20 protein-coding genes and 1 pseudogene are annotated in these 24,610 nt (G+C 62.9%); 13 read left to right on the top strand and 8 right to left on the bottom strand.

Translation table 11 applies throughout. From position 1 onward, the window contains the following. Positions 1 to 39: 39 nt before the first annotated feature. Both IFT57_RS24845 and IFT57_RS24850 read left to right on the top strand, forming a co-directional pair. A complete protein-coding gene (locus IFT57_RS24845) occupies positions 40 to 936 on the top strand; it encodes a LysR family transcriptional regulator (protein ID WP_192153012.1) in 897 nt (298 codons plus the stop codon). 76 nt (positions 937 to 1,012) lie between these two features. Beyond that, complete coding sequence (locus IFT57_RS24850; protein ID WP_192153013.1) at positions 1,013 to 2,431, top strand: hypothetical protein; 1,419 nt, start codon at positions 1,013 to 1,015, stop codon at positions 2,429 to 2,431. Between the two features lie 107 nt (positions 2,432 to 2,538). On the opposite strand, the gene IFT57_RS27345 is transcribed toward IFT57_RS24850, so the two are convergent. The 3 genes and pseudogenes from IFT57_RS27345 to IFT57_RS24860 all read right to left on the bottom strand — a co-directional run bounded on the left by IFT57_RS27345 (position 2,539) and on the right by IFT57_RS24860 (position 6,234). After that, a complete protein-coding gene (locus IFT57_RS27345) occupies positions 2,539 to 3,402 on the bottom strand; it encodes a methyl-accepting chemotaxis protein (RefSeq protein ID WP_446731006.1) in 864 nt (287 codons plus the stop codon). Beyond that, positions 3,394 to 4,455 (bottom strand): annotated as a pseudogene (locus IFT57_RS27350) (methyl-accepting chemotaxis protein); the annotation flags it as partial. The gene IFT57_RS27345 and the pseudogene IFT57_RS27350, both read right to left, overlap by 9 nt. Positions 4,456 to 4,647: 192 nt before the next feature. Beyond that, positions 4,648 to 6,234 (bottom strand): aldehyde dehydrogenase (NADP(+)), encoded by a 1,587-nt coding sequence (locus IFT57_RS24860; protein ID WP_122714780.1) that lies wholly within the window; start codon positions 6,232 to 6,234, stop codon positions 4,648 to 4,650. A gap of 509 nt (positions 6,235 to 6,743) precedes the next feature. Here IFT57_RS24860 and IFT57_RS24865 point away from each other — a divergent pair. Both IFT57_RS24865 and IFT57_RS24870 read left to right on the top strand, forming a co-directional pair. Continuing rightward, positions 6,744 to 7,742 carry a response regulator gene (locus IFT57_RS24865; RefSeq protein WP_122800063.1) on the top strand — a complete coding sequence of 333 codons (999 nt, stop codon included), beginning with the start codon at positions 6,744 to 6,746 and terminating at the stop codon, positions 7,740 to 7,742. Positions 7,743 to 7,745: 3 nt separating this feature from the next. After that, positions 7,746 to 8,705 carry a sensor domain-containing diguanylate cyclase gene (locus tag IFT57_RS24870; protein WP_122795791.1) on the top strand — a complete coding sequence of 320 codons (960 nt, stop codon included), beginning with the start codon at positions 7,746 to 7,748 and terminating at the stop codon, positions 8,703 to 8,705. Positions 8,706 to 8,714: 9 nt separating this feature from the next. Here the strand turns inward: IFT57_RS24870 and IFT57_RS24875 are convergent, their stop codons facing one another. Then, positions 8,715 to 10,058, bottom strand: a complete 1,344-nt coding sequence (locus IFT57_RS24875) for an MFS transporter (RefSeq protein WP_122714783.1) — start codon at positions 10,056 to 10,058, stop codon at positions 8,715 to 8,717. Positions 10,059 to 10,523: 465 nt separating this feature from the next. Here IFT57_RS24875 and IFT57_RS24880 point away from each other — a divergent pair, with 465 nt between their 5' ends. Further along, on the top strand, positions 10,524 to 11,825 hold the full coding sequence (locus IFT57_RS24880) for an NAD(P)/FAD-dependent oxidoreductase (RefSeq protein ID WP_192153015.1): 1,302 nt from the start codon (positions 10,524 to 10,526) through the stop codon (positions 11,823 to 11,825). Between the two features lie 11 nt (positions 11,826 to 11,836). Here the strand turns inward: IFT57_RS24880 and IFT57_RS24885 are convergent, their stop codons facing one another. Continuing rightward, positions 11,837 to 12,640, bottom strand: a complete 804-nt coding sequence (locus IFT57_RS24885) for an IclR family transcriptional regulator (RefSeq protein WP_192153016.1) — start codon at positions 12,638 to 12,640, stop codon at positions 11,837 to 11,839. A gap of 138 nt (positions 12,641 to 12,778) precedes the next feature. Here IFT57_RS24885 and IFT57_RS24890 point away from each other — a divergent pair, with 138 nt between their 5' ends. From IFT57_RS24890 to IFT57_RS24915, 6 genes are all read left to right on the top strand, one after another. Continuing rightward, positions 12,779 to 14,113, top strand: coding sequence for an NAD(P)/FAD-dependent oxidoreductase (locus tag IFT57_RS24890; RefSeq protein ID WP_192153017.1), 1,335 nt, complete (start codon positions 12,779 to 12,781; stop codon positions 14,111 to 14,113). A gap of 122 nt (positions 14,114 to 14,235) precedes the next feature. After that, entirely contained in the window at positions 14,236 to 15,912 is a 1,677-nt protein-coding gene (locus tag IFT57_RS24895) for a peptide ABC transporter substrate-binding protein (RefSeq protein WP_199869129.1), read from the top strand. 60 nt (positions 15,913 to 15,972) lie between these two features. After that, on the top strand, positions 15,973 to 16,923 hold the full coding sequence (locus IFT57_RS24900) for an ABC transporter permease (protein WP_122480235.1): 951 nt from the start codon (positions 15,973 to 15,975) through the stop codon (positions 16,921 to 16,923). Between the two features lie 13 nt (positions 16,924 to 16,936). Continuing rightward, positions 16,937 to 17,824, top strand: coding sequence for an ABC transporter permease (locus IFT57_RS24905; RefSeq protein ID WP_192153018.1), 888 nt, complete (start codon positions 16,937 to 16,939; stop codon positions 17,822 to 17,824). Next, positions 17,821 to 18,849, top strand: a complete 1,029-nt coding sequence (locus tag IFT57_RS24910) for an ABC transporter ATP-binding protein (RefSeq protein WP_192153019.1) — start codon at positions 17,821 to 17,823, stop codon at positions 18,847 to 18,849. Before IFT57_RS24905 ends, IFT57_RS24910 begins: the two co-directional genes overlap by 4 nt. Beyond that, on the top strand, positions 18,846 to 19,943 hold the full coding sequence (locus IFT57_RS24915; RefSeq protein ID WP_192153020.1) for an ABC transporter ATP-binding protein: 1,098 nt from the start codon (positions 18,846 to 18,848) through the stop codon (positions 19,941 to 19,943). Before IFT57_RS24910 ends, IFT57_RS24915 begins: the two co-directional genes overlap by 4 nt. On the opposite strand, the gene IFT57_RS24920 is transcribed toward IFT57_RS24915, so the two are convergent. Further along, a complete protein-coding gene (locus tag IFT57_RS24920) occupies positions 19,856 to 20,425 on the bottom strand; it encodes an isochorismatase family protein (RefSeq protein ID WP_192153021.1) in 570 nt (189 codons plus the stop codon). The genes IFT57_RS24915 and IFT57_RS24920 overlap by 88 nt on opposite strands. A gap of 186 nt (positions 20,426 to 20,611) precedes the next feature. On the opposite strand from IFT57_RS24920, the gene IFT57_RS24925 reads away from it, so the two are divergent. Continuing rightward, positions 20,612 to 20,893: a BrnA antitoxin family protein gene (locus IFT57_RS24925; RefSeq protein WP_192153022.1), complete on the top strand. Its 282-nt coding sequence runs from the start codon at positions 20,612 to 20,614 to the stop codon at positions 20,891 to 20,893. A gap of 74 nt (positions 20,894 to 20,967) precedes the next feature. Here IFT57_RS24925 and IFT57_RS24930 read toward each other — a convergent pair whose 3' ends face one another. Next, entirely contained in the window at positions 20,968 to 21,861 is an 894-nt protein-coding gene (locus tag IFT57_RS24930) for a hypothetical protein (protein WP_192153023.1), read from the bottom strand. 180 nt (positions 21,862 to 22,041) lie between these two features. Between IFT57_RS24930 and IFT57_RS27140 the strand changes: the two genes are divergently transcribed. Beyond that, positions 22,042 to 22,164 carry a hypothetical protein gene (locus IFT57_RS27140; protein ID WP_274605220.1) on the top strand — a complete coding sequence of 41 codons (123 nt, stop codon included), beginning with the start codon at positions 22,042 to 22,044 and terminating at the stop codon, positions 22,162 to 22,164. Here IFT57_RS27140 and IFT57_RS24935 read toward each other — a convergent pair. Further along, positions 22,161 to 24,356, bottom strand: a complete 2,196-nt coding sequence (locus IFT57_RS24935; protein WP_192153024.1) for a TonB-dependent receptor — start codon at positions 24,354 to 24,356, stop codon at positions 22,161 to 22,163. The genes IFT57_RS27140 and IFT57_RS24935 overlap by 4 nt on opposite strands. Positions 24,357 to 24,610: the final 254 nt, after the last annotated feature.

A 24,610-nucleotide genomic window follows, 5' to 3' on the forward strand; every position in this document is an offset into this window, starting at 1 on the left:
TATGTTTCGCAGGTCCTGGTAGATCCGATGAGGCCTGCGTTGAAATCTCGATCCGATGAGCTGCAAGTCTTCGTCGCCGTCATTCAGAGCGGCTCCATTTCTGCCGCCGCCGAGCAGTTCGGTCAGACCCCTTCGGCGGTCAGCCGCACCTTGTCCAGGCTCGAGGCCAAGCTGGACACCACCTTGATCAACCGCACCACGCGGCGTATGGACCTGACCGAAGAGGGGCGGTTTTTCTTCGCGCAGGCCAAGGAGATCCTGGCGCGCATGGACGAGCTGGAAGAGCGCTTGGCGCTGCGTCACCAGACGCCGGCCGGACGCTTGCGCATCAATGCCGCGTCACCGTTCATGCTGCACGCGATCGTGCCGTACGTGGCGGAGTTTCGTCAGCGCTACCCGGACATTCTGCTGGAGCTCAACAGCAATGATCTGATCATCGATCTGATCGAGCACAGCACCGATGTCGCCATCCGTATCGGGATATTGGCCGACTCTACCCTGCACGCACGGTCGCTGGGTTGCAGCCCGCTGAACATCCTTGCCAGCCCTGCCTACCTCGAGCGCCACGGCGTGCCGGAAACGGTCGAGGCCTTGAGCCAGCACGTGCTGCTGGGCTTCACCCAGACCGAGACGCTCAACCACTGGCCGTTGCGCCATGCCGAGGGCGATCGACTGCAGATCCAGCCACGCATGGCGGCGTCCAGTGGCGAAACGTTGCGGCAACTGGCGCTGGAAGGGCAGGGAATCGTCTGTCTGTCGCATTTCATGACCCACGAAGACATTCGCCAAGGGCGCTTGCAGGTGGTGCTGGCCGATGCCAACAGCGGTTACCGCCAGCCGATCAATGCGGTGTACTACCGCAACTCACAGCTGGCACTGCGGATTCAGTGCTTTCTGGACTTCATCCAGGACAAGTTGGCGGCCTACGCCTGCTGAAGCGGCGGCAGGTGGATTGCGCCGCTTTCGATACGCCGCTTACCATGACGTCTGATCGCCATTCCCGAGACTCATCATGAAGCGCATCGCATTGCTCGCCGCCCTCGTCACTCTGGCCAGTTGTTCCAGCAAGGGGCCCGACGACGGCAGCCTTGGCAACGAACAGGCGCAGGACATGTTCAAGGAGGCAATGTCGCAGCCACCCGTGCCGCAGAGTGTGCTGCGCAACGGTGATCGCTTGAGCTTCATGTTACTGCAGCCCAAGACCGACACCTCACCGTTCGGCTTTTTGCTGCAAGTCGACGCGGCGTGCTCCAGCCCCAGCGCCAGCCTCATCTATCTGGACGGGGTGAAACGCATCTATTTCGCCAGCCCCGATGGCAAGTATGCGCCGGCCCGTCCGATCCCGGCGGCGCAGGTCGCGGCGCTGAATGCCAATCCCGCCTTCCAGCGCGCCTGCGCCGCCACTCCCCAGCCTGATTGGCGGGTGCTGTTGGGCAAGGGCGATGAGCAATGGGTGCTGATTGACCGCAACAGTCTGGCTACCGTCGACGGGCAGTTGCAGTTCTGGGCGGCCTACGACTCGCCGACCATCGGCCACGATCAGCCGCACAACGCGCCCTATGCACAGAAACGCGAGCGCTATGCCCTGGACTGCGCCAAGCAGACGTTCAGCCTGCTGGCCGGGTATGACCTGGATGAGCACAACACGGTGACCGATGGTGGGGTGTTCTTTGAGCCCAAGACTTACAACGTGAAGGACAGCGACCCGGATTATCGACGGGTGTTCGACGCTGCCTGCGGCAAGCCCGAAGGCCTGGCCGGATTGCCGGCGTTCAAGCCGCGGACCAAAGCGCCGTTGGTGCTGGCTACCCCACGGGTGCAGGCGCCGGCGTTGTCGGCGGTCAAGCAGCTGAACCTGCCGAAACCGGCAAAAGTGCTGAAACGGGTAGTGGAAACCGGTACGGCCCATCTCAAAGGGCAGAGCGCACCGTTCACCGAGGAAAAATCGTTCAGCCAGGACAAGGCTTCGGGGCTGCTCTCGGTGCGCACCAAAGGCAGCAATTTCGAGGGGCAGGCGGTGAGCTTTCGCGGCTTGGTCGCATTGGCCCAGCAAACCGTGTACAGCGGCGAAGCGCCGATGGTGGACAACGTCGGTTTGAATGCCATTACGTTCAGCGGGGACTGGAAGAACATGCCGGTGGGTGCGCAGCTGGGCTATGTGACCGACGGCAAGATGAGCAACAGCGTGGTCGGCGAGTACGGCAAGCCGCGGCAGGCGTTCGACTGCCGTGTCGAGCAGCAGTTGCCTGCGACCCAGGTCAATGGCCGCTTGAGCGGTCAGGCGAAGAAGCTGCGCTGTGCGCACCTGGAAGACAACCTCAAGCGGGTGGAGACGCTGTATTACCTGGAGGATTACGGGTATTTCTTCCGCGCGGGTGTGGACCCGAACGCGTTCTTTCACGAGGAGCGGGTGTTGAAGGAAGTGGAGTGAGGGGGCTTTTTGGTTGCGTCGTTGCCGGACGCGGCTTGCGCCGCTGCTACAGGGGATCGGTTTCTGTAGCAGCGGCGCGAGCCGCGTCAGGATTTGGCTGCGCTTGCTCAGACGCGGAAATGGCTGACCATCATCTGCAACTGATTGCCCAAACGCGCCAACTCGACGCTTGAGGCAGCTGTTTCTTCACTGGCAGCGGCCGTCTGTTCCGATACATCGCGCACGTTGATGATGCTGCGGCTGATTTCCTCGGCAACCGAGCTTTGCTGTTCGGCCGCGGCCGCAATCTGCTGGTTCATCGCCTGGATGCTGGACACCGTGCGGGTAATGTTCGCAAGCGAAGTGCCGGCGCGGCGGGTCAGCTCGACACTGCTGTCGGTCAGGCCACGGCTGCTCAACATCACACTGGCCACCTGTTGCGTGCCCATCTGCAGACCGGCCACCAGACCTTCGATTTCCTCGGTGGATTTCTGCGTGCGCTGGGCCAGGCCGCGAACCTCATCGGCCACCACGGCAAAGCCACGTCCGGCCTCGCCTGCGCGGGCTGCTTCGATGGCTGCGTTGAGGGCCAGCAGGTTGGTCTGCTCGGCGACTGCCTTGATTACGTCCATGACACTGCCGATCTTGTCGCTTTCTTTCTGCAAGGCGTTCATCGCTTCGGTGGAACGACGGACTTCGTCGGCCAGTTTCTCGATCTGCGCGATGGCTTCGCCCACCACCTTGTCGCCTTCACGCGCTTCGTCGTCAGCGGTGGTGGCGGCCACCGAGGCCTGTTCGGCGTTGCGCGCCACTTCCTGAACGGTCGCGGTCATCTCGTGCATGGCAGTGGCGACCTGATCGGTCTCGACCTTTTGATTGTTGACCCCGGCGCTGGTCTGCTCGGTGACGGCGGACAATTCTTCGGCAGCGCTGGCGATCTGGGTGACGCTGTCGCGGATGCCGCCGATCAGCTCGCGCAGGGTTGCGCCCATGCGCTGGATGCCTTGTTGCAGCACGCCCAGCTCATCCTTGCGGGTGACTTGCAGGTTCTGACTCAGGTCGCCGCCGGCAATGCGCTCGACAACTTCAAGTGTCTGCTGCAGCGGGCGGGTGATCTGGCGGGTAATGATCCACGCGGCAAGGATCCCGAAGATCAGGGCCAGCAGTGCGGCGCCGATCTGATAGCTGCGCGCTTCGGCGCTTTCGGCATCGCGCCGCTGGATCTGGATCTTGTACAACTCGTCGCTCAGGCGAACGATTTCGGCGCCTTCTACGGTCATCTCGGCACGCGCCGTAGCGATGTTGGCGATTGCCGCCTTGAAGCCGGCGACTGCATTGCGGTAGTTGCCCAGCGCGGCGTTGAGTTGCTGGAAGCGAGACTGCTCGGTGGGCAGGCGAGCGGACAGCTGCTGCAGCTCGGCCACGGCGCGGTCCATCTGGGCGAAGGCGGCCTGTTCGGATTTTTCATTGACGTTGCTGGTATAGGCGAGCACGTCGTAGCGCGTCTGCTGGATCAGTTCACGGACGCGGGTGATGGCCTGGAATTCGTCGAAGCGCAGGTCGCCGTCGGGCACTGCAAGCACCGCCTGATTGATCTGGTTGACCAGCTCGGTGGCAGCCGTCGCCGTGGCGGTCATGTTCTGCCGCGCGACATTGCTGGCCTTGTAGCCGTCGCGCATCTGGTTCAGCGACTTCTGATACGCATCGATCTGCTCGGACTGGGCCTTGAGGCGTTGCAGGTTCTCGGGGCTCTTGAAGCCGTCGATCAAGTTCTTCTGCTGAGTCTCGAAGGCGTCCAGTTGGGTCTGTACGGTTTGCGCAGAAGTATCATCGCCGTTGGCCAGCATGTATTGCAGGCGCACGATACGCAGCTTGGTCAGGCTGTTGTTCAGTTCGGAAATGTCGCTCATCCAGTTGCTGCGCTGGATCAGGCTGCTCAAGCTGGTCCAGCCGGTCAGCGCCAACAGCGCGGTCAATACCAGCACCAGGCCAAAGCCCAGTGCGAGTTTTCGGGTAACGCTGATATTGCCGAACCAGCCGTTCATAAATGTGCTCCTGACAGTAAAGGGTCAGACCTGGACGACCGTCGTTGTGGTTATGGGTGGTCGCCATGAAAAGGTCTTCTTGATCCCCCCGTATCGGCACCTTGTCGCAGAGCTGAAACAAAAATCGGATCACCGAGGCAAAAAAAAACGGCGCGATCGAGATCGCGCCGTCTGGCTGTTGCGGCCGTTGCATCAAGCGATCGGCTGCGAACTCCACTCGCCGTTCACCAGGCGTTGCAGGCCCAGCGGGTTGGCATTGCGCAGCGCTTCGGGCAGCAGCGCGTCCGGGTAGTTCTGGTAGCAGACCGGACGCAGGAAGCGGTCGATCGCCAGGGTGCCGACAGAGGTGCCGCGCGCATCCGAGGTGGCTGGGTAAGGGCCGCCGTGGACCATGGCGTCAGACACTTCCACGCCGGTCGGGTAGCCGTTGACCAGAATGCGGCCGACTTTCTGTTCCAGCACCGGCACCAGCCATTGGTACTTGACCAGGTCGGTGGCCGGTTCGCCGATGAGGGTGGCGGTCAGCTGTCCGCGCAGCGATTGCAGCGCGGTTTTGAGCTCGGCATCATCGGCGACTTCGATCACCACGGTGGCCGGACCGAACACTTCTTCCTGCAGCAGTTCATCGCCATTGAGCAGCAGGCTTACATCAGCCTTGAACAGCTGCGCCTGAGCCTGTTGGCCTTCCTGTGGGTTGCCAGCCAGGTGCGTGATGCCTTCATGGGCCAGCAGGTGTTCGACGCCTTTGCTGTAGCTGCGCAGACCACCGGCATTGAGCATGGTTTGCGGCGCCTGGGCAGCCATTTGCGTTTGCAGCTGCTCGAGGAAACCGCTGAAGGCCGGCGAGCGAACGCCGATCACCAAACCGGGGTTGGTGCAGAACTGGCCACCGCCCATCACGACGGACGCCGCCAGTTCCTTGGCCACGGTTTCGCCACGGGTGGCCAAGGCATCAGGCAGCAGGACTACCGGGTTGATGCTGGACATCTCAGCGAACACCGGGATCGGCTGGGCACGTTCGGCGGCCATTTTGCACAGCGCATTGCCGCCGTTCAGCGAGCCGGTGAAGCCGACTGCTTGAATGGCCGGATGCTTGACCAGCGGCTCGCCGACGCCAGCACCGAAGATCATGTTGAACACGCCCTTGGGCATGCCAGTCTTTTCTGCCGCGCGGATGATGGCGGTGCCGACCAGGTCGGCTGTCGCCATGTGACCGCTGTGGGCCTTGAATACAACCGGGCAACCCGAGGCCAGCGCGGCGGCGGTGTCGCCACCGGCAGTGGAGAACGCCAGAGGGAAGTTGCTGGCGCCGAACACGGCAACCGGGCCGACGCCGATGCGGTACTGGCGCAGGTCGACGCGCGGCAGCGGCTTGCGGTCGGGCAGGGCGAGGTCGATCCGGGCACCGAGGAAGTCGCCACGACGCAGCACTTTGGCGAACAGACGCATCTGGCCGCTGGTGCGACCGCGTTCGCCTTGGATGCGGCCGGCAGGCAGGGCGGTTTCCTGGCAGACGACTGCCACGAAATCATCACCCAGGGCATCGAGTTCGTCAGCGATGGCATCGAGGAATTCGGCGCGGCGAGCGGGGCTCAGCTGGCGATATTCCAGAAAAGCGTCGTCGGCGGCCTGGCAGGCGGCGTCGACTTCGGCATCGGTGGCCTGGTAGAAGCTATAAGGAAGCGCCTCGCCGGTAGTGGCGTCGACACTTTTGAGTTTGGGCTCGCCACTGGCGCTGCGGTTGCCGCCGATGAAGTTGTGACCGAGGATGTTAGGCATTGTTGTCTCCGTGTCCTGTGGGCGGGTTGTTAACAGACATCATACAACTTGAGCATATACCGGGCAAGTTGCCCCCCGAACCACCTACTGTAGCCGCCTCGGCCGCAGATGTGGTGAATCAGGCAGACCGCGGTGCGTCCGGACGCGGCTTGCACCGCTGCTACAGAGGCCTGTCGTGATCGATTCGCAACCCCTGTAGCCGCGGCGCAAGCCGCGTCGGCGGTCGATGCGGTGAATCAGGCTGAACGCGGTAAGCCCGGACGCGGCTTGCACCGCTGCTACAGAGGCCGGTCGTGATCGATTCGCAACCCCTGTAGCAGCGGCGCAAGCCGCGTCGGCGGTTGATGCGGTGAATCAGGCTGAACGCGGTAAGCCACATCGGCATTCGCGCCGAAAGAAAGCAAATAGCCAGCACGCAAGGTAGCGGCGAACAGCGCCTTAGAGGTAAGGTGGGCAATGATGCATCAATGGCGATGACGCGCGTCGCCCCAGGAAGAGAACGAGAGGACATGCCGCCCATTCCCCTGCTGATCTGCGATGACTCGAACATGGCCCGCAAGCAGCTGCTGCGCGCCCTGCCGGCGGATTGGGATACCACCATCACTCAAGCGGTGAACGGCCGCCAGGCGCTCGAGGCCATCCGTGAGGGCAAGGGTGATGTCATGTTGCTCGACCTGACCATGCCCGACATGGACGGCTACCAGGTCCTGGCAGCCCTGCGTGAGCACGGGTTGCGCTGCAAGGTCATCGTCGTGTCCGGCGACGTGCAGGATCAGGCCCTGCGCCGGGTACGCGAACTCGGTGCGCTGGCCTTCATCAAGAAGCCGGCCGAACCCGACGAGTTGCGCCGAGTACTTCTCCAGGCCGGTCTGCTGGAAAAGAGCACCGGCGGCCCCTTGCGCGGCGGCAGCGACAGCACCATCCACATCGGCTTCATCGACGCCCTGCGCGAGGCCATCAACGTTGCCATGGGCCAGGCTGCTGCCATGCTGGCCAAGGTGCTCGGCGTGTTCATACACTTGCCCGTACCCAACGTCAACCTGCTCGAAGCCAGCGAGTTGCACATGGTCCTGGCGGACGTGCAGAGTACACAGCCGATCACGGCAATCTGCCAAGGCTTCATCGGCGGCGGCATCGCCGGTGAAGCGATGCTGATCTTCCACGACTGTGACATCGCCGACCTGGCTCGACTGATGAACCGCAGCGCGCTGGACTACTCCGACCAGGAAATGCTTCTGGACCTCTCGTCGGTCATCATCGGCGCCTGTCTCAGCGGCCTGGCCCAGCAGTTGGACGTGATGTTCTCCCAGAGCCATCCGCACCTCCTCGGCGACCACGGCGCGATCGACGACCTGATCGAAGTTGGCAGACACCGCTGGAAAAAGACCCTGACTGTCGAAATCAGTTACGCGCTGGAAGGCCACTGCATTCATTTCGACTTGCTGTTGCTGTTCACCGAAGACTCGGTGCAATTGCTGCGCGACAAGCTCGACTACCTGATGAACTGAGCCATGAACAGACCTATCGAACTGGACGAATTTCACTGGCTGCTGGCGATCACGCAGAGCATCGACGTTGGCGTGGTGGTGCTCGACAGCGACTACCAGGTGCAGGTCTGGAACACCTTCATGGAAAACCGCTCCGGCGTGCAACCCAAGGACGCCATCGGCCAGGCTTTCTTCAGCCTGTTCCCGGAGATCGACCGCGAGTGGTTCCGCAAGAAGGTCAGCAGCGTGGTCACCCTCGGCACGCCGGCCTTCACCATCTGGGAACAACGCCCGTACCTGGTGCGCTTCAAGAACTATCAGCCGATCACCGGGCACGAAGCGTTCATGTACCAGAACACCACTATCCTGCCGTTGCGCTCCACCAACAGCGAGATCAAGCACATCTGCGTGGTCATCTACGATGTGACCGACGTGGCCACCAACCGCCGTCAGTTGCAGGCATCGAACCTGCAACTGCAGAAGCTTTCCAGTACCGATCGCCTGACCGGGCTGTACAACCGTGGTCACTGGGAGGAAGCACTCAAGGTCGAGTACGCCCGACACGGGCGCTATGGCCACGCGACCTCGTTGATCATGTTCGACATCGACCACTTCAAACGGGTCAACGACACCTATGGCCACCAGGTGGGCGACCAGGTCATCCAGCGCGTGGCGCAGGTGCTGCGCGCGATGGTCCGTGACTCGGACATCGCCGGACGCTACGGCGGCGAAGAGTTCGCCGTGCTGCTGCCGGACACTGACAAGGCGGGCGGTGCCATATTGGCTGATCGCCTGCGGCTGGCCGTGGAAGCCGAGGTGGTGGAGCACGAAAGCGGCCCGGTGCGGTTCACCATCAGCCTGGGCGTCGCCGACCTGGGCTACCCCAGCAACGAGCACCAGCAACTGATCGAATGGGCCGACCAGGCGCTGTATGCCTCGAAGCGCGGTGGCCGCAATCGCGTAAGCGTCTACGAGCGGCCCTGACAGCGCCGATCAGTCCTTGGTGGCATGCGCCCAGCGATAATCCAGGCGTGGCGCGCGGACCTTGATCCGGCGCTGGGCCTTGCTGAAAAACGGCTCGTGCACCGGCTCCGGATCCTTCAGGAATACCGTCAGCACCGCACTCAACGCGTACAGGCCGGTAAACGCCCACACCACACCTTCCAGGCCGAAGCTTTCGTTGAAGATCGCCACCACCGCAGGCCCCACCCAGGTGGAAGCACCCGCGCCCAGGCTCAGCACCGACAGCGCCGCTGCCTTGTTGTGGGGCGCCAGTGCCGGTGCGAGTGCCGACAGCGGCACGAAGCACGCGAGCGTCAGGCCATACAGCGCGCCGAACACCGAGGCCAGCAGGAAGTTATCCGGGAAGGCTTGCGGCATGAAGAAGAACAGCGGCGTGGTGATCGTGCTGCCCACCGCACCCAGCCAGAGGATGGTATTGCGGTAGCCGATGCGCGTGCTGATGACGCTGGAACCCATGTTGCCGATGATGTTGAACACGAAGACGATGGTCAGCAGTTGCAGCCATTGCTCCAGGGTGAAACCCACCGTGTCCATGAAGAACCCCGGCAGCACCACGAGAAAGCCGAACATCGACGAGGTATTGATGATGCGCACCACACCGGCGAGGGTCACCTTGGGGTGCGACCACATGATGGTGACGTTCTTGGCCATCGACACCAGCGGCTTTTCACCTTCGGGTGCCAGGCGCCGCATGCCGTGCGCCTCACGCATGCCGACCAGGCCGATCACGCCGCCAACCACTACCAGCGCGAACGACAGCCAGAACGTCTGCAGCGCGCCGATCAACGGAATGCTCACGCTCGCCACTAATGAACCCAGGGTCGGCAGACCGGCTGCATAGGCCACCCAGAACCAGCCCACGGCCAGGCCCATCTTGCGCGACGGCGTCGCCGCGGCGATCCACACCAGAAATCCGTAGGCGAACAGCGGATAGCCAAAGCCGCGCAGGCCATAGGTCAGCAAGATCATCTGGTAGCTCAGGGTTTCCAGGCCGTAGATCAGGAACAGCACTTCGAACACGCTCCAGATCAACAGCCCGAGCATCATCACCCGTTTCGGGCCCCAGATATTGGACAGGGCACCGGCCAGCCATGACGAGATACCCACGGTGACGCCATACAGCGTGAACACCATGGCGATTTCACCGTCGGGCATGCCGCGGTCGCTGAGAAAAGGGGAGAGGTAGCCGAGTTCGACACCGTCGCCGATCATGAAAATCAGCAGCCCGACGAAGCCCCAGAACAGGGGATAGGGAATGCCGATCTTGTCGCACAGGCGAGAGAGGGGGGTGTTCGGAGTGGATTGATTGCTCAATGGTCCGTTCCTTGTGTGCAGCACGGCGCTTGGGCGCGCCGAATGAATGGCCTCGATGAGGTTGAAAGGCAGGCTCGGTCAGGAGCAGGAGAACGCCACGAAGGGATGGCACAAACGGCGGGGGCGGGCACATGAGGATCGCCGATGTACGGCGTGCATGGGCCCTTTGATCTGCTTTATTCGAGATTTTCGCGCCGTTTGCCTATTTGTTATCGCATCTGAAACGATTCAGCGCAACCGCTTGGACTGGCTTTGCCTGCGACAACGTGCCCGGTGGTAATGGCCGCAGGCCACGTCTCATGGCGGCTAAGGTGTTGCAAAAAATGACTGAAAAAAAATACCAGAATCAGCCCGGGTCATGCCTTCGTCTCAGCATGTGAGAGCATGGCCGCATCCCTGCCAGAAGGGTTGCCGTTGGCCGTGTCGGAGCGTAAACCTTGGGTATCGACATTGGCAGGAAGTCCCATGTACCCGCTCATTTCCCACGTCGACAGCGACGCCTCACTGCCTGACAGTGCCGATGTAGTGATCATCGGTGGCGGCATCGTCGGTGTGTGCACCGCGTTCTTCCTGGCCGAACGGGGCGTGTCGGTGGTGCTGGTGGAAAAGAGTGGCATCGCCCACGAGCAGTCCTCACGCAACTGGGGCTGGGTGCGCACCATGGGCCGCGATGTCGCTGAAGTGCCTTTGGCGATTGCCAGTCTCAAGCTATGGGACAGTTGGGCCGCGAAGTTGCAGCACGACACCGGCTTCACCCGCTCAGGCATTCTCTATGCCTGCGAGTCCGCCGCGGAGCTGGCGGCCAAGGTGACCTGGCTGGATCAGGCCAAGCCGTTGGGTATCGAAGCGCGGTTGCTCGACACCGCGCAGATTCAAGCCCGCCTCCAGGCCAAGGTGCCGTCTTCCTGGACCGGCGCGCTGTTCACCGAGAGCGACGGCCGCGCCGAGCCGGACATCGCCACCGCGGCCATCGCCGAAGGCGCCCGAGCACGGGGCGCGAAGCTGTTCGTGCGCTGCGCCGCGCGCAGTGTCGAAACCTCGGGCGGCAAGATCAGCTCCGTAGTTACCGAGCTGGGCGAAATCAAATGCAACAGCGTGGTGCTCGCGGCCGGTGCCTGGTCGAGCCTGTTCTGCGGCAACCTGGGTATCCGCCTGCCGCAACTGCGCGTGCTGGGTTCGGTGATGCGCACGGCGCCGTTACCGGGCGGGCCGGAATGCGCGGTAGCTACCGAAAAAGTCTCCTTCAGAAAGCGTGCCGATGGCGGCTACACCGTCGCCCTGCGCAACGCCAACGTCGCGGCGTTGGTACCGGACAGCTTTCGCTACCTGCCTGACTTTCTGCCCATGGTCAGGGCCCATCACCATGAATACCGCCTGCGCTTGACCCGCCAGAGCTGGCAAGAGCTCAACACGCCCAAGCGCTGGAGCAATGCCCAGGCTTCACCGTTCGAGACACAGCGCCTGTATGACCCCAAGCCGGTGGATGCCTACCTCGACCAGGCACTAGGCATGCTTGCCGAGCAGTTTCCGATCTTCGCCCAGGCCAGGATCGAGCAGCGCTGGGCCGGATTGATCGACGTCACGCCCGATATCGTGCCGGTGATGGACCAGGTGCAGAGCCTGCCCGGTTTCTACCTGGCCACCGGCTTCTCCGGGCACGGTTTCGGTATCGGTCCGGGTGCTGGGCATTTGATGGCGGACCTGATTACCGGCAGCGCGCCTTTGGTCGATCCCGCGCCGTTTCGTTTCGCTCGGTTCGCCCGATGACACGCTCATATTCAAGCCCCGAGCCGTTGCGCGATGCGGTCCGCTTCCTGGCGCATGGCTTGCACCAGCCGTTGCTGATAAAGCGGGGTCATGCGCACGCTCGGCAGGGCGCAGCTCAGCGCGCCCACGGGGGCAGCGTTGGCGTCCAGAATCGGCACCGCCACGCCGGTGTGCAGCGGCAGTACGCGATCAGCCAGGCCACAGGCGTAACCCTGTTGGCGCACCTGCTTGAAAGTCGAGCGCAGGGCGCTGTCGCTGATGGCGTATTCACGCAGCAGGCGCGGCGCGTTGTGCTCCAGAATCTGCGCGCGTGCTGCGGTCGGCAGGTGGCTGAGCAGGGCCAGCGAGCCTTGGCCGACACCGCTGAGCACTCGCGCGCCCACGCAATCGGCAAAGCTCTGGGTGGGGTTGGCGCCCTCGTGCAGTTCCAGGCACAGGGCGTAGTAGCCATCCTGAACGAACAGAAAGAAGCTGTCCTGAAAGGTCTCGCACAGACGCAGCAGGGCCGGGCGGGCGAGCTCGCGCACGCCACCGGTGTTGCCGGCCTGGGCACCCAGGCTAAGCAGTTGGTAACCCAGGAAGTAAGGCCCGCGCAGCCGTGGCAGGCGCACGAAGCCGTAGGATTTCATTGCCTTGAGCAGCCGATACAGGGTCGCGCGGCTGAGCCGGGTATCGGCGCTGAGTTCTTCGATGGTCGCGCCAGGCTCGCCGCGCGCGGCAATCGCCTGAAGAATGTCGAAGGAGCGGTCCAGCGTTTGCGTGCCCTGGGTCGTGCAGCGCGGCAGACGAGCTGGGGATGAGTCGGTTTGGGGCATGTGTAGCTCTCCCTGGAAACGACAATGGCCGAACCCGCACCAAGCAAAAGGCCAGGTCTGGCAGGCGCGGCAAGTGCAGTGCAATATCCGGGCCCTCACGGTCCTTCTCACCACGATCCACAGGGATGACAGCAACCGATGCCTGGACCTCGCGTAGTACCTGTACAGGGCGATGAACACCTGCCGGACCGAGTCGATGTGGTGGTGATCGGCGGCGGCATCGTCGGTGCATCCACAGCCTTGGAGCTGGCCGAACGCGGCTTGAAAGTGGCCTTGTGCGAAAAAGGTGGCATCGGCCACGAACAGTCGAGCCGCAACTGGGGCTGGGTACGCATCTCGCGCCGTGATCCGCGCGAGTTGCCCTTGATGGCTCATGCGCTGAGCATCTGGAACGACCTGGCCGCGCGCATTGGCAAGGACGTCGGCTACACCCGCTCCGGCATTCTCTTCACCTGCGCGGATGATCAAAGCTACGCGGAGCATGAGCGCTGGAAGGCCAACCTGGACGAGTACCCGGTGCGTGCGCGGATGGTCTCGGGCACCGACCTGGCCGGCTTGCTGCCTGGTGTCGCGCGGCTACCGATCAAGGGCGCGCTGTACACCCCCGACGACGGTCGCGCCGAGCCGCAGCAGGCCGCTCCGGCGATTGCCGAAGCGGCCCGGGCCAGGGGCGCGGTGATCCTCACCGAATGCGCGGTGCGCGGCATCGAGCGCGCAGCGGGCCGGGTCAGTGGCGTCATCACCGAGCGTGGCCCGATCGCCTGCACGTCCGTGGTGCTGGCCGGCGGCGCCTGGTCGAGCCTGTTCTGCTCGCCATTGAAGGTGCACCTGCCCCAGCTCAAGGTACTCAATTCAGTGATCCGCACCACGCCGCTGCAGGGCGGTCCGGAAGCAGCCATCTGGGCGATGGATTTTGCCGTGCGCAAACGCCAGGACGGTGGCTACACGGTTGCCTCTGGCCACGAGAACATTGCTGACATCGTGCCCGACTCCTTTCGCTACGCGCGGCAGTTCTGGCCTGCTCTGCAGCAGGAGCACAAGTCCCTGTCGTTTCGCCTGGGCCAGCGTTTCTTCCAGGAAGCGGTGTTGCCCAAGCGTTGGGCGCTGGACGAAGCCAGCCCCTTCGAATACCGCCGCGTGCTCGACCCGGTGCCGTCGATCCGCCAATCCAACCGCGCCCTGGCCAGCCTGACCCGCGCCTTTCCGGTGTTCGCCAACGTACGGGTCGCGCAGCGCTGGGGCGGCATGATCGATGTCACGCCCGATGCCGTGCCGGTGATTTCGGCCGTGGATGGCGTACCTGGCTTTTTCATCGCCACCGGATTCTCCGGTCATGGCTTTGGCATCGGCCCGGCGGCCGGGCGGCTGATGGCCAACCTGGTCACCGGCGAAACCCCGATCGTCGACCCGCAAGCGTTCCGTCTCTCGCGCTTTACCGACGGCTCCAACCCACGGCCCATTTCCGGATTCTAGAACCACCCGTTCAAACGGCAACACCCCTTCAGAAGCTCGTCCGAACGAGCCCGGGTCCAGCGTCCATGACGCTTTCCAGCGCCTGCCACCTGCCCTTTCTTCCTCACAGTGGGAGCTTCAGCATGTCGCGACGCGATGACTCGAACAAAGGTAACAGCCTGTTGAACCCAACCCGCCGCCAGGCGCTGGCCATGGCCATCATCGGTGCTGCGGGCACCTTGCTGCCTTTGGGCCGCAGCAGCCAATCGTTCGCGGCCATGGCCGCGCCGCCGTCCGGGCAGGTGATCATCGGCCTGTCCCAGGAGCCCACGGTGTTCAACCCGCACATGCCGCACATCGAGGTGGATGATGGCATCCATTGGAACGTGTTCGACCCGCTGTTCGGCATTGCGCCCACTGGCGAATTCGTCCCGGCCCTGGCCACCGAAGTGCCGACCGTGGCCAACGGCGGTATCTCTGCCGACGGCCTGCAATGGAAGGTGAAGCTGCGCAGCGACGCGAAGTGGCACGACGGTCGGCCTTTCACCGCCGATGACGTGAAGTACACCCTGGAACTGATCGTCTCGCCGAATTTCCGCAGTGGCCGCCGCGCGGGGCATGACCTGCTCCGCGACATCACCGTGGTGTCGCCCACCGAAATCCACTGGCGCATGGAGAAGTCCTACGCGCCCTACGCGTCGATTCTGTCGTCCACGTTCATACTGCCCAAGCACATCCTCTCGGCTGCCGCCGACGTCAACACCGCGCCGTTCAACAATGCGCCGATCGGCACCGGCCCGTTCAGGTGGGGCACGCGGGTGGCGGGCGACCATATCCAGCTCAAGGCCAACCCGGACTATTACGGCACCAAACCGCAGCTTGAAAGCGTGATCTTCAAGTACATCCCCGACCTCACCGTGCTCTATACCCAGTTCAAGACCGGCGACATCGACGTCACCGCGATGCAGGGCATCACCCCCGACCATTACGAAGAAGCCAAAGACCTGGCCGGACGCACCGTGGTGATCCTGCCGGTGGCCACCATCGAATCGGTAACGCTGAACATGGAGCGCCCGCAGTTCAAGGACCCCGTCGTGCGCCAGGCGCTGTACATGGCCATCGACAAGAAGACCATCATCGACGAGCTGTATTTCGGCCTGGTGCTGCCCACCGAAACCTACATGCCGCAGCAGTCGGCTTACTACAACCCCAACCTGCCCAAGCAAAGCTTCAACATCGAAGCGGCCAGCAAACTGCTCGATGACGCGGGCTGGAAACCGGGTGCGGGCGGCATTCGCGAGAAGGGCGGGGTGCGCCTGTCGTTCACCAACTCCACCACCGCTGGCAACCAGATCCGTGAACAGGCCCAGCAGTTCATCCAGCAGACCTGGCTGGCCATCGGCGTGGAAATGAAAATCTCCAACCTGCCGCCCGCCGTGATGTGGGGCGAGTACTGGGTGCAGTCCAAATTCGACTCGGTGATCGTCGGCAACAACTTCCTCACCGGGGCCGACCCCGACACCCGCGACTACTTCGGTTCGCAGTCGACCAATGCCAAGGGTGGCGCCGGGCAGAACAACTCGCAGTACGTCAACGCCAAGGTCGACGAACTGTTGGCCCAGGGCGCCTCTATGCAGGACGTCGCCCAGCGCAAGGCGGTGTACGTGCAGGTTCAGGACCTCATCCGTCAGGACCTGCCGATTCTGCCGCTGTTCCAGTACACCTACGTGCGCGGCTACAAATCGGGCCTCAAGGGCTTCACCGGCAACATCAACCTGCGCATCGAACCCTGGAACGTCAACACCTGGTCCTGGACCTGAATGCACGCCCACGCCTGGCCGCACGGCCCGGCGTCGTTCGTACTGCAGAGGATCTGACGCATGCCCAACTACATTCTCAACCGCCTGGGGCAGAGCGCCGTGGTGCTGGTGCTGGTTTCGCTGATCGGCTTCATGGTGCTCAACCTGGCCCCCGGCGGGCCCATGTCGCAGTTCGCCCTGAACCCCGGCATGAGCCAGGCCGAACTGGACCGCATCGCCGAGCAGCTGGGCCTGAAGCGGCCGCTGCTAGTGCAGTACATCGACTGGTTCAGCCACCTGTTCGTCGGCGACTGGGGCCACTCGTTTCGCGACGGCCGTCCGGTGCTCAGCGTGATCGCCGGACACCTGCCCGCAACGTTGCTGCTGATGGGCACCTCGACCGTGCTGTCGATCGTCATCGGCACCTGGGTCGGCGTGCTCGGCGCAGTGCGCCGCTATTCGGTGTTCGACACCCTGGCCACGGTGGGCGCGATGGTGGCGCTGTCGATTCCCACGTTCTGGTTCGGCCTGGTGGCGATCTTCTTTTTCTCCCTGCACCTGGGCTGGCTGCCGGCCGGCAACATGTACACCATCGGTGACCAATCCCTGGGTGACTACGCCATTCACCTGGTACTGCCGGTGCTGGTGCTGGCCCTGGTCAACGTGGCGATCTGGAGCCGCTACATGCGCTCCGCCACCCTGGACGTGATCGACCAGGATTTCGTCCGGACCGCCCGCGCCAAGGGCGTCCCCTATCGCCGGGTGCTCACCCACCACGTCATCCGCAACGCGCTGCTGCCGATGATCACCCTGGCCGGGCTGCAGATCCCGACCATTCTCGGTGGCGCGCTGGTCACCGAAACGGTGTTCACCTGGCCCGGCATGGGCCGGCTGTTCCTCGACAGCCTGGGCTACAGCGACTACCCGGTGATCATGGGCATCCTGATGTTTTCGGCGGTGCTGGTGCTGTTGGGCAACCTGCTCGCCGACCTGTTGATAGGCGTCGCCGACCCCCGCGTGCGGCTGGCCTGAAGGAGTACTGCCGATGACCACTGCCACTCGCTGCCTGCCTGCTTCGCCCCGTTGGGTATGGCTGGCCAACCCGACGTTGCGCCGTTTCATGCGCCGCAAACTGGCCGTGCTCGGCGTGGTGATGATCACCGTGCTGGTGCTGGCCTGCGTGTTCGGCCCCTACCTGCTGCACTACAACGACCTGACTATCGATATCCGCAACCGCTTCGCGCCACCGCTCACCGGTAATCACTACCTGGGCACCGACGCCCTGGGCCGCGACACCGCCGCGCGCCTGCTCAACGCCGGGCGCATCTCGCTGATGGTGGGTTTCTGCGCCATGCTCATCAGCATCGTCATCGGCACCCTGATCGGCGTCGTTGCCGGTTACTACCGCGGCTGGGTCGGCGCCGGCCTGATGCGCTTCGTCGATGCCTTTCTGTCCTTTCCCAGCGTGTTCCTGGTGCTGGTGCTGGCAGCGTTCACCAAGCCCAGCCCGATGATGATCACCCTGATCATCGCCGTGACCAGCTGGATGGAAATCTCGCGCATCGTCGAGGCTGAAATCCGTTCGCTGCGCGAGCGCGACTTCACCCTGGCCGCACGCATGATCGGCGCCAGCAACCGCTGGATCATGTTCCGCGAACTGATGCCCAACGCCATCGGCCCGATCATCGTCGCGGCCACCCTGACCATCGCCAACGCCATCCTGCTGGAGGCCTATATCAGCTTCCTCGGCTACGGCATCCAGCCACCGTTGCCCAGCTGGGGCAACATGCTCAACGCCGCCCAACAGTACCTGGGCAAGGCGCCCTGGCTGGCGATCATTCCCGGGCTGGCCATCACCCTGGCGGTGACCAGCTTCAACTTCATCGGCGACGGCCTGCGCGACGCGCTGGACGGCAGGAGCGACCTTAAATGAACGCAGATGAAAAGATCGCCGTGGCGCACCTCAACGTCGCCTTCCGCAAGGGTGTCGGCTACGTCCCCGTGGTCCACGACATCAACTTCACCATCGGCGCCGGCGAAACCCTCGCCTTGGTAGGCGAAAGTGGTTCAGGCAAGAGCGTTACCAGTCTGGCCATCATGAAGCTGCTGGCCGAGGCGCCGAAAACCCGCATCGACGGCAGCGCCATCGTCGCCGACCACCACGGCAAGCCCATCGACCTGGTGGCGATGGGCGAGCAGCAGATGCGCCACGTGCGCGGCAATCGGGTGGCGATGATCTTCCAGGAACCGCTCACCTCGCTGAACCCGGTGCACCGCGTGGGCGACCAGATCGCCGAAGCGATCCGCTTCCACCAGTCGCTGAGCAAGGCCGACGCCCGTGCTCGAGCGCTGGCACTGCTGGAGCAGGTCGGCATCCCCGAGCCGGTCAAGCGCCTGGACTGTTATCCGCACGAGCTGTCCGGCGGCATGCGCCAGCGGGTGATGATCGCCATCGCCCTGGCCATGGAGCCGGACGTGCTGATCGCCGACGAGCCCACCACGGCGCTGGACGTGACCGTGCAGGCGCAGATTCTCGACCTGCTGCGCAGCCTGCAGAAAAAGAACGGCATGGCCATCCTGTTCATCACCCACAACTTCGGCGTCGTCGCAGAAATCGCCGACCGGGTCATGGTGATGTACGCCGGGCGTATCGTCGAACAGGGCAGCGTCAGCCAGGTGCTGTCCTCGCCGCGCATGCCCTACACCCGCGGCCTGCTGGCCGCCGTGCCGCGCTTCGAACAGGCCGGCCTGGCGCAGGGTGAACTGGGCACCATCGCCGGCTTTGTCCCCGACCCCAGTTCGCCGCCCAGCGGCTGCGCGTTCCACCCGCGCTGCGCCTACAGCATCGCCGGCCGCTGCGACAGCCAGGCGCCCGATCTCGAAGAAATCGAACTGGGCCATGACCTGCGCTGCGTGCGCTGGCGCGAACTGCCCGTCGAACACGGAGGTGCACGATGAAAGAACGTCCCCTGATCGACGTCGTCGGCCTGAAAAAACACTTCCCCGTGCGCAAGACGTTTCTCGCCAGCCGCCGCGACCGCGACGACAACCTGGTCCGCGCCGTGGATGGCGTCGACCTGAGCATCGCCCGTGGCGAAGTGCTCGGCCTGGTAGGCGAAAGCGGCTCGGGCAAGAGCACCCTGGGCCGCAGCCTGATGATGCTCGACCCGCCCACCGACGGGCACATCGTCTTCGACAATACTGAAATCACGCCCTTCAACGACCGCCTGCTCAAACCCTATCGCAAGCGCATGCAGATGATCTTTCAGGACCCCTACGGCTCCCTCAACCCGCGCATGAGCGTCGGCGAAATCCTCGCCATGCCGCTGCGCTTCCACAACCCCGAACTCGACGGCGCCGGGCGCCGCGAAAAAGCTGGCCAGGCCCTGGAAACCGTCGGCCTTGCGGCGCAGTACCTGGACCGCTACCCCCACGAATTTTCCGGTGGTCAGCGCCAGCGCATCGGCATCGCCCGCGCCCTGACCCTGGAACCCGAATTCATCATGGCCGACGAGCCGGTGTCCGCCCTCGACGTATCGGTCCAGGCTCAGGTGCTCAACCTGTTCGCGCGCATCCGCCGGCAGATGAACCTGACCATGCTGTTCGTCACCCACGACCTGGCCGTGGTCGGTCACATCGCCGACCGCGTGGCCGTGATGTACCTGGGCCGCATCGTCGAAATCGCGCCTACCCGCGAGCTGTTCAGCAACCCGCGCCATCCGTACACCGAAGCACTGATGTCGGCGATCCCCATGCCCGAACCGGGGCAGCGGCGGCAGCGGATCGTGCTGCAGGGCGATATCCCAAGCCCTATTTCACCGCCTTCGGGATGTGCGTTTCGCACCCGCTGCCCGTACGTGCTGCCCGCCTGCGCGCAGGATCGGCCGCTGTTGAGGGAGGTAGGAGTGGCGCATGGGGTGGCGTGTATTCGGGATGATTTGAAGTTGGTTTCGCCGCTCACCGCTCACGCCAGCCCGAGCGCCTCGACGACATCGCTGGCTAGCACCACCTCGGCATACTCGCTACCGAGTATCGCCAACGTCAGATCATGAACGGTTTCAGCATCCCAAACGGTGCCGTCCGCTGCGGTGACCGGCACCGCCGTCGTGGCATCCGATGGAAGAATGATGTTGTAACCCAAGGCTTTCCCCACCCGAACCGTGGCGTCCATGCTGTTGTGGATAACCACGCCCGTCAGCACAAAACGCGTCACCTGCATCTGCTTGAGCGCGGCATCCAGATCGGTACCGATGAACGCGCAGTTCTGCTGTTTGGTAATGACCGGTTCACTGTCCAGCGGGGCAACTTCTTGCTTGATGCCATTCCATGGGCCGTGGGTGTGGTAGGTCGAAGTGGGTGTGGGTTCATCGTGCTTCACGTGCATCACCGGCCAGCCATTCGAACGCCAAAGCTGCAGCAGCCGCTGAATGGTTTCCAGGTAGCCGGGGTTGCTCTTGCCATTCCACTTCGGCTGGTCGATGGCGTCTTGCACGTCGAGGATGATGAGAGGGATGGGGTTGGGCTGGTCGCTCATGGAAGGCCGTTTGATTGGAAAAGAATGGGGGGCAGTGTGCGGTAAGGGACAGGGGCGTTCAATGGGGGGGTGCGTGGCAGGCGTACCTGAAACAGCTATGATCTTCAGCGCCGCAGGCCTGTGCACGCGCGGGTGATCCTCGAGGTGTGGATCCCGTCCGCCGCATCATTTCCATGAGGAAAGCCAATGAGCGAGAACAAGACCGCTACCGACATCCACTGGATCGACCCTGACGATGCTCCGGAGCTGACCGACGCCTTTTTCGAGCGCGCCGACGAGTACGAAGGTACTCGAGCGATCCGTCGCGGCAGGCCCAAGGCCGGTGTTGTGCGAGAGCGCATTTCAATTCGCATCGAACCTGCCGTGCTTGCTGAATTCCGAGCCTCTGGACCTGGTTGGCAGACGCGTATGAATGCGGCGTTGGCGGACTGGCTCAAGACCCATGACCCTTCGGATCTGCAGAGTTAACGGCGGGTTTTCGTCGCGAACATCGCGGCCATGCCCAGCTTCTTACGGATGAACGCGCGGTTCTGCTGCTTCGTTCAGGACGCCTTTCCCGACTCTACCGGAACAGACAACCGCTCAAACAGCGGTTTCATCAGCTGCCCCGGAGAGGGGATGGGATTGGCCAACGGCTGATCATGTGCGTTGGCTTCCTGCGTCCTGACGCCAATCACGATGCTGTGGTCAGGCTGCTCCTGTGCATAGGCTGTGTAACCGTTATCCAACGGGTGAATTCTTTCGCCGGGTCTTACATCGGGGTAATTCGGGGCGGGGTGAAAGTCGGCGATCACGGCAGTCGTTCTGATCGCCGACAGCACCCAAGGCTGATAGCTGTCAGTGAAGAACGAATAGCACGCAACCAGCACCATGCCAGCTGCAATAGCGCCTCCGGAGTGGAACAACGCCATACCCGGATTGAACTGAGGAGAGTAACTAACGCCGAAGATCTTCAGGAATGAGGCACCCATCTGAATAGCAGCAAAAACAACCACCGCAACACCTGTGACTGCAAGCAGCAGCAGTCCACCAAGGAACAGCAAAAGCGCCACCACCACCATCCACGCCGGTATATAGAACAGCAACGCCAGCAGGCCAACCGTCAGATCGAAAGACTGCGGCGGCAAGCCCAATGCTTCGGAAACTGCAAAGCGCGATAACCCGGTTGCGACCAGCAGTGCTAACAAGTGCAACAGAACGATAGGCGTTTTGTACAACGGCTTATGCCATTTCTTACGCATCCAGCGGGCCACTGGCAGACACCACATGATGAAGCCCGCAATCATGAAGCCAGCAGCGATCATGCTGGTTACATCCAAAGCGGCCGTGCCCCAGCTTCTGGACAGTAACAAACCCAAGCAGACTAGAACTATCGAAACCATATAAAGCCGATGTGCCACTGAAGTGGCCGCGTACTTGTCCTTCAACCATTGCATATCAGTACCTGAAACCTTACCCGGAGGATCAATAAAGCTTGAGTCACAGGAAATGGCCAGCCGTTGGCCACCCTGTCCAATGCGGCTGGAGGTGTTTTGTCCTGCCAGGCCATCAAGAGGGGGGGCATCCTAACAGGACTGTTTTTCAAGAAAAGGCCGAGGTAATAACTCGAAACTGAAATGGGTGACGTGGTAGTTGGCCAAGCATTACGCGCATACAACGCACTGCAGTGCATCGACGCGCTGGGCGTGGACCAGGAATTGCTCCTGCTGCGTCCGCGCCCGCACACCATCACCCTTTAGAAATCCACCGTCCCGGAAAACTTCACCAGCCGTGGCTCACCTTGGGTCAGGTAGCCGCCGTTGGCCGAAGCCCAGTAGTTCTTGTCGGTGATGTTCTCCACGTTCATGCGCAGGGTGACGGCCTTGCGCTCGACCTTGAAGGTGTAACGCGCGCCCGCGTCGAAGCGGTTCCAGGTGGGCAGGCTCAATGTGTTCGCCTGGTCCGCATACTGGCCGCCGGTGCGCAGTGCACGGGCGTTGAGCGCCAGGCCGTTCAGCCCCGGCACGTCCCAGTCCACCGTCGCATTGAGCTGGAACGTCGGCACGCCGATGGCGTGGTTGCCGTCGTTCAAGCCGCCCGCTGTGTCCTCGAGTTCTGACTGCAGGCGTGTACCGCCGGCCATCAAGCGCAAGCCTTCCACCGGCTCGCCGAACACACTCAACTCCACCCCGCGGTTGACCTGCTTGCCATCGCGTACGTACACATCGACGGTGCCGCCACCGGGGGCTGCAAAGCTCTGCGTGAAGCCGTCAGTCGGCCGCTCGATACGAAACGCCGCCAACGTGGCACCCCACGATTGCTTGTCCAGCTTGATCCCGGCTTCCACCTGCTTGGTGCGTCCCGGCGGAAACGCCTCACCCACGTTGACGACCTGACCCGACGCCGTTGGCCCTGCCGACAACCCCTCGATACGGTTGGCAAACAGCGACACCGACTCTACTGGCTTATAGACGATGCCATACACCGGCGTGGTGATCGCCTCGTCGTACATGGAAGTGCGCGAGCCACCGACACCAGTGGTCGACTCATAGGCATAGTTCTGCACCAGCAACTGCTGGCGCCGTAGCCCGGCCGTCACCAGCACCTTGTCGTCGAAGAAACCCAAAGTATCCGACACCGCCAGGCTGCGGTTGCGCGTCTTGCCGGTGATGCCTGGGTCGCTCATGTCACCGGCCGCGAAGCTCACCGCAGTCGGCTTCGCCAAGGAGGCGGTGTTGTAGATGTTGGTGGTACCCGTGGACTGATAGAACTCATAGGCATTGCGCTGCTCGGTCCAGATGCTCGACGCGCCCAGGCTGATCTGATGGCTGACCGGCCCGGTTTGCAGGTTGCCGTTGATCCCGGTCATGAACGTGGCATTGTCTTCGTCGTGCGGAATCTTCGATCCGCCGATGGTCGCCGCGCCCGTGTTCGAATCCGTCAGTACCGGCGTGCCGTACACACCGTTCTCACGCGTGTGCTTCGCGCCACCCGCCACGTAGGCCGTCCAGTCCTCGTTGAGGTCCCACTCGCCACGCAACATGCCGAAGGTGTCCTCGGTCTGGCTGTAGGTCCAATCCTGGCCATAGTTATGGCTGGCATCCGGCGCCCGCGGAATGCTCGTGATCGTGCCCAGGCGCACCGAGTTGCGCAGGTTGTTGATGCGCTGTTTCTGATAACCAAAATCGCCGGACAGGCGGAAGTTGTCGCCCCGATAATCCAGCCCCAGCGTAAACAGCTTGGTGCGCTGCGCCTCGTCGTCGATCGCCGTATCACCCTCGCGCTGCGCCAGGTTCACCCGCGCACCGAAACGGTTGTCCTCGCCGAACCGCTGGCCCAGGTCCAGGTGCTCGCCCACGCGGCCATCGGTACTGATGTCCTGCGTGTAACGACGGATAGGCTCATCACCTGCCCGCTTGGGCACCAGGTTCACACTGCCGCCCAGCCCGGTCCCCGTCGGGCTCACGCCGTTGATGAAAGCGTTTGGCCCCTTGAACACCTCGACCCGTTCCACCGCATCGGTGGAAATGATCTGCCGCGGCAACACCCCATACAAACCGTTGTAGGAAATGTCATCACTGGACAGCGGCAAACCACGAATCACGAACACCTGCGCCTGGTTGCCGAAACCAAACGACTGACGCACCGACGGATCATTGAGCAACACATCGCCCACGTCCTCCGCCTGCTGATCTTCGATCAGCTTCGAGGTATAGCTGGTCAGCGTGAACGGCACATCCATGTTGTCCTGATTGCCCAGCACACCCATCTGCCCACCGCGCGCGACTTGGCCACCGGCAAACACATCGGGTGAAGCGCCTTTGGTGGTCTTGTTGGTTTGCGCGTCGATCGACGTGGCATCGAGCACGAGAGCATCCGCAGCGTGGGCGCCGATGCTCACAGAGCAGCACACCGCCAGAAGAGTAGGGCGAGAAGGAAAACGAAGGGCCATGGAAGGGATTCCGACGATGAAAGAAGTTAAAGGGTGCCTTCCTGGCAGGTGCGAATGAATCTCAGTCGAATATCCTAACAAGAGTTTCACAAAGCGTTAACGATTTTTTGAGGGGATTTTCACACGGCACCATGAAGGTGCAGCGCAGGGGCAACGACTAAAGAATGGCAAAGGGCTACCGATAGGTAGTTCAGTGATGGTGTTTCTACCTTTGTCTGGGAAATGGAATTCAAATGAGCCCTCAAGACGACCTG

The sequence above is a fragment of the Pseudomonas sp. CFBP 13719 genome (assembly GCF_014842095.1).
Lineage (GTDB): Bacteria > Pseudomonadota > Gammaproteobacteria > Pseudomonadales > Pseudomonadaceae > Aquipseudomonas.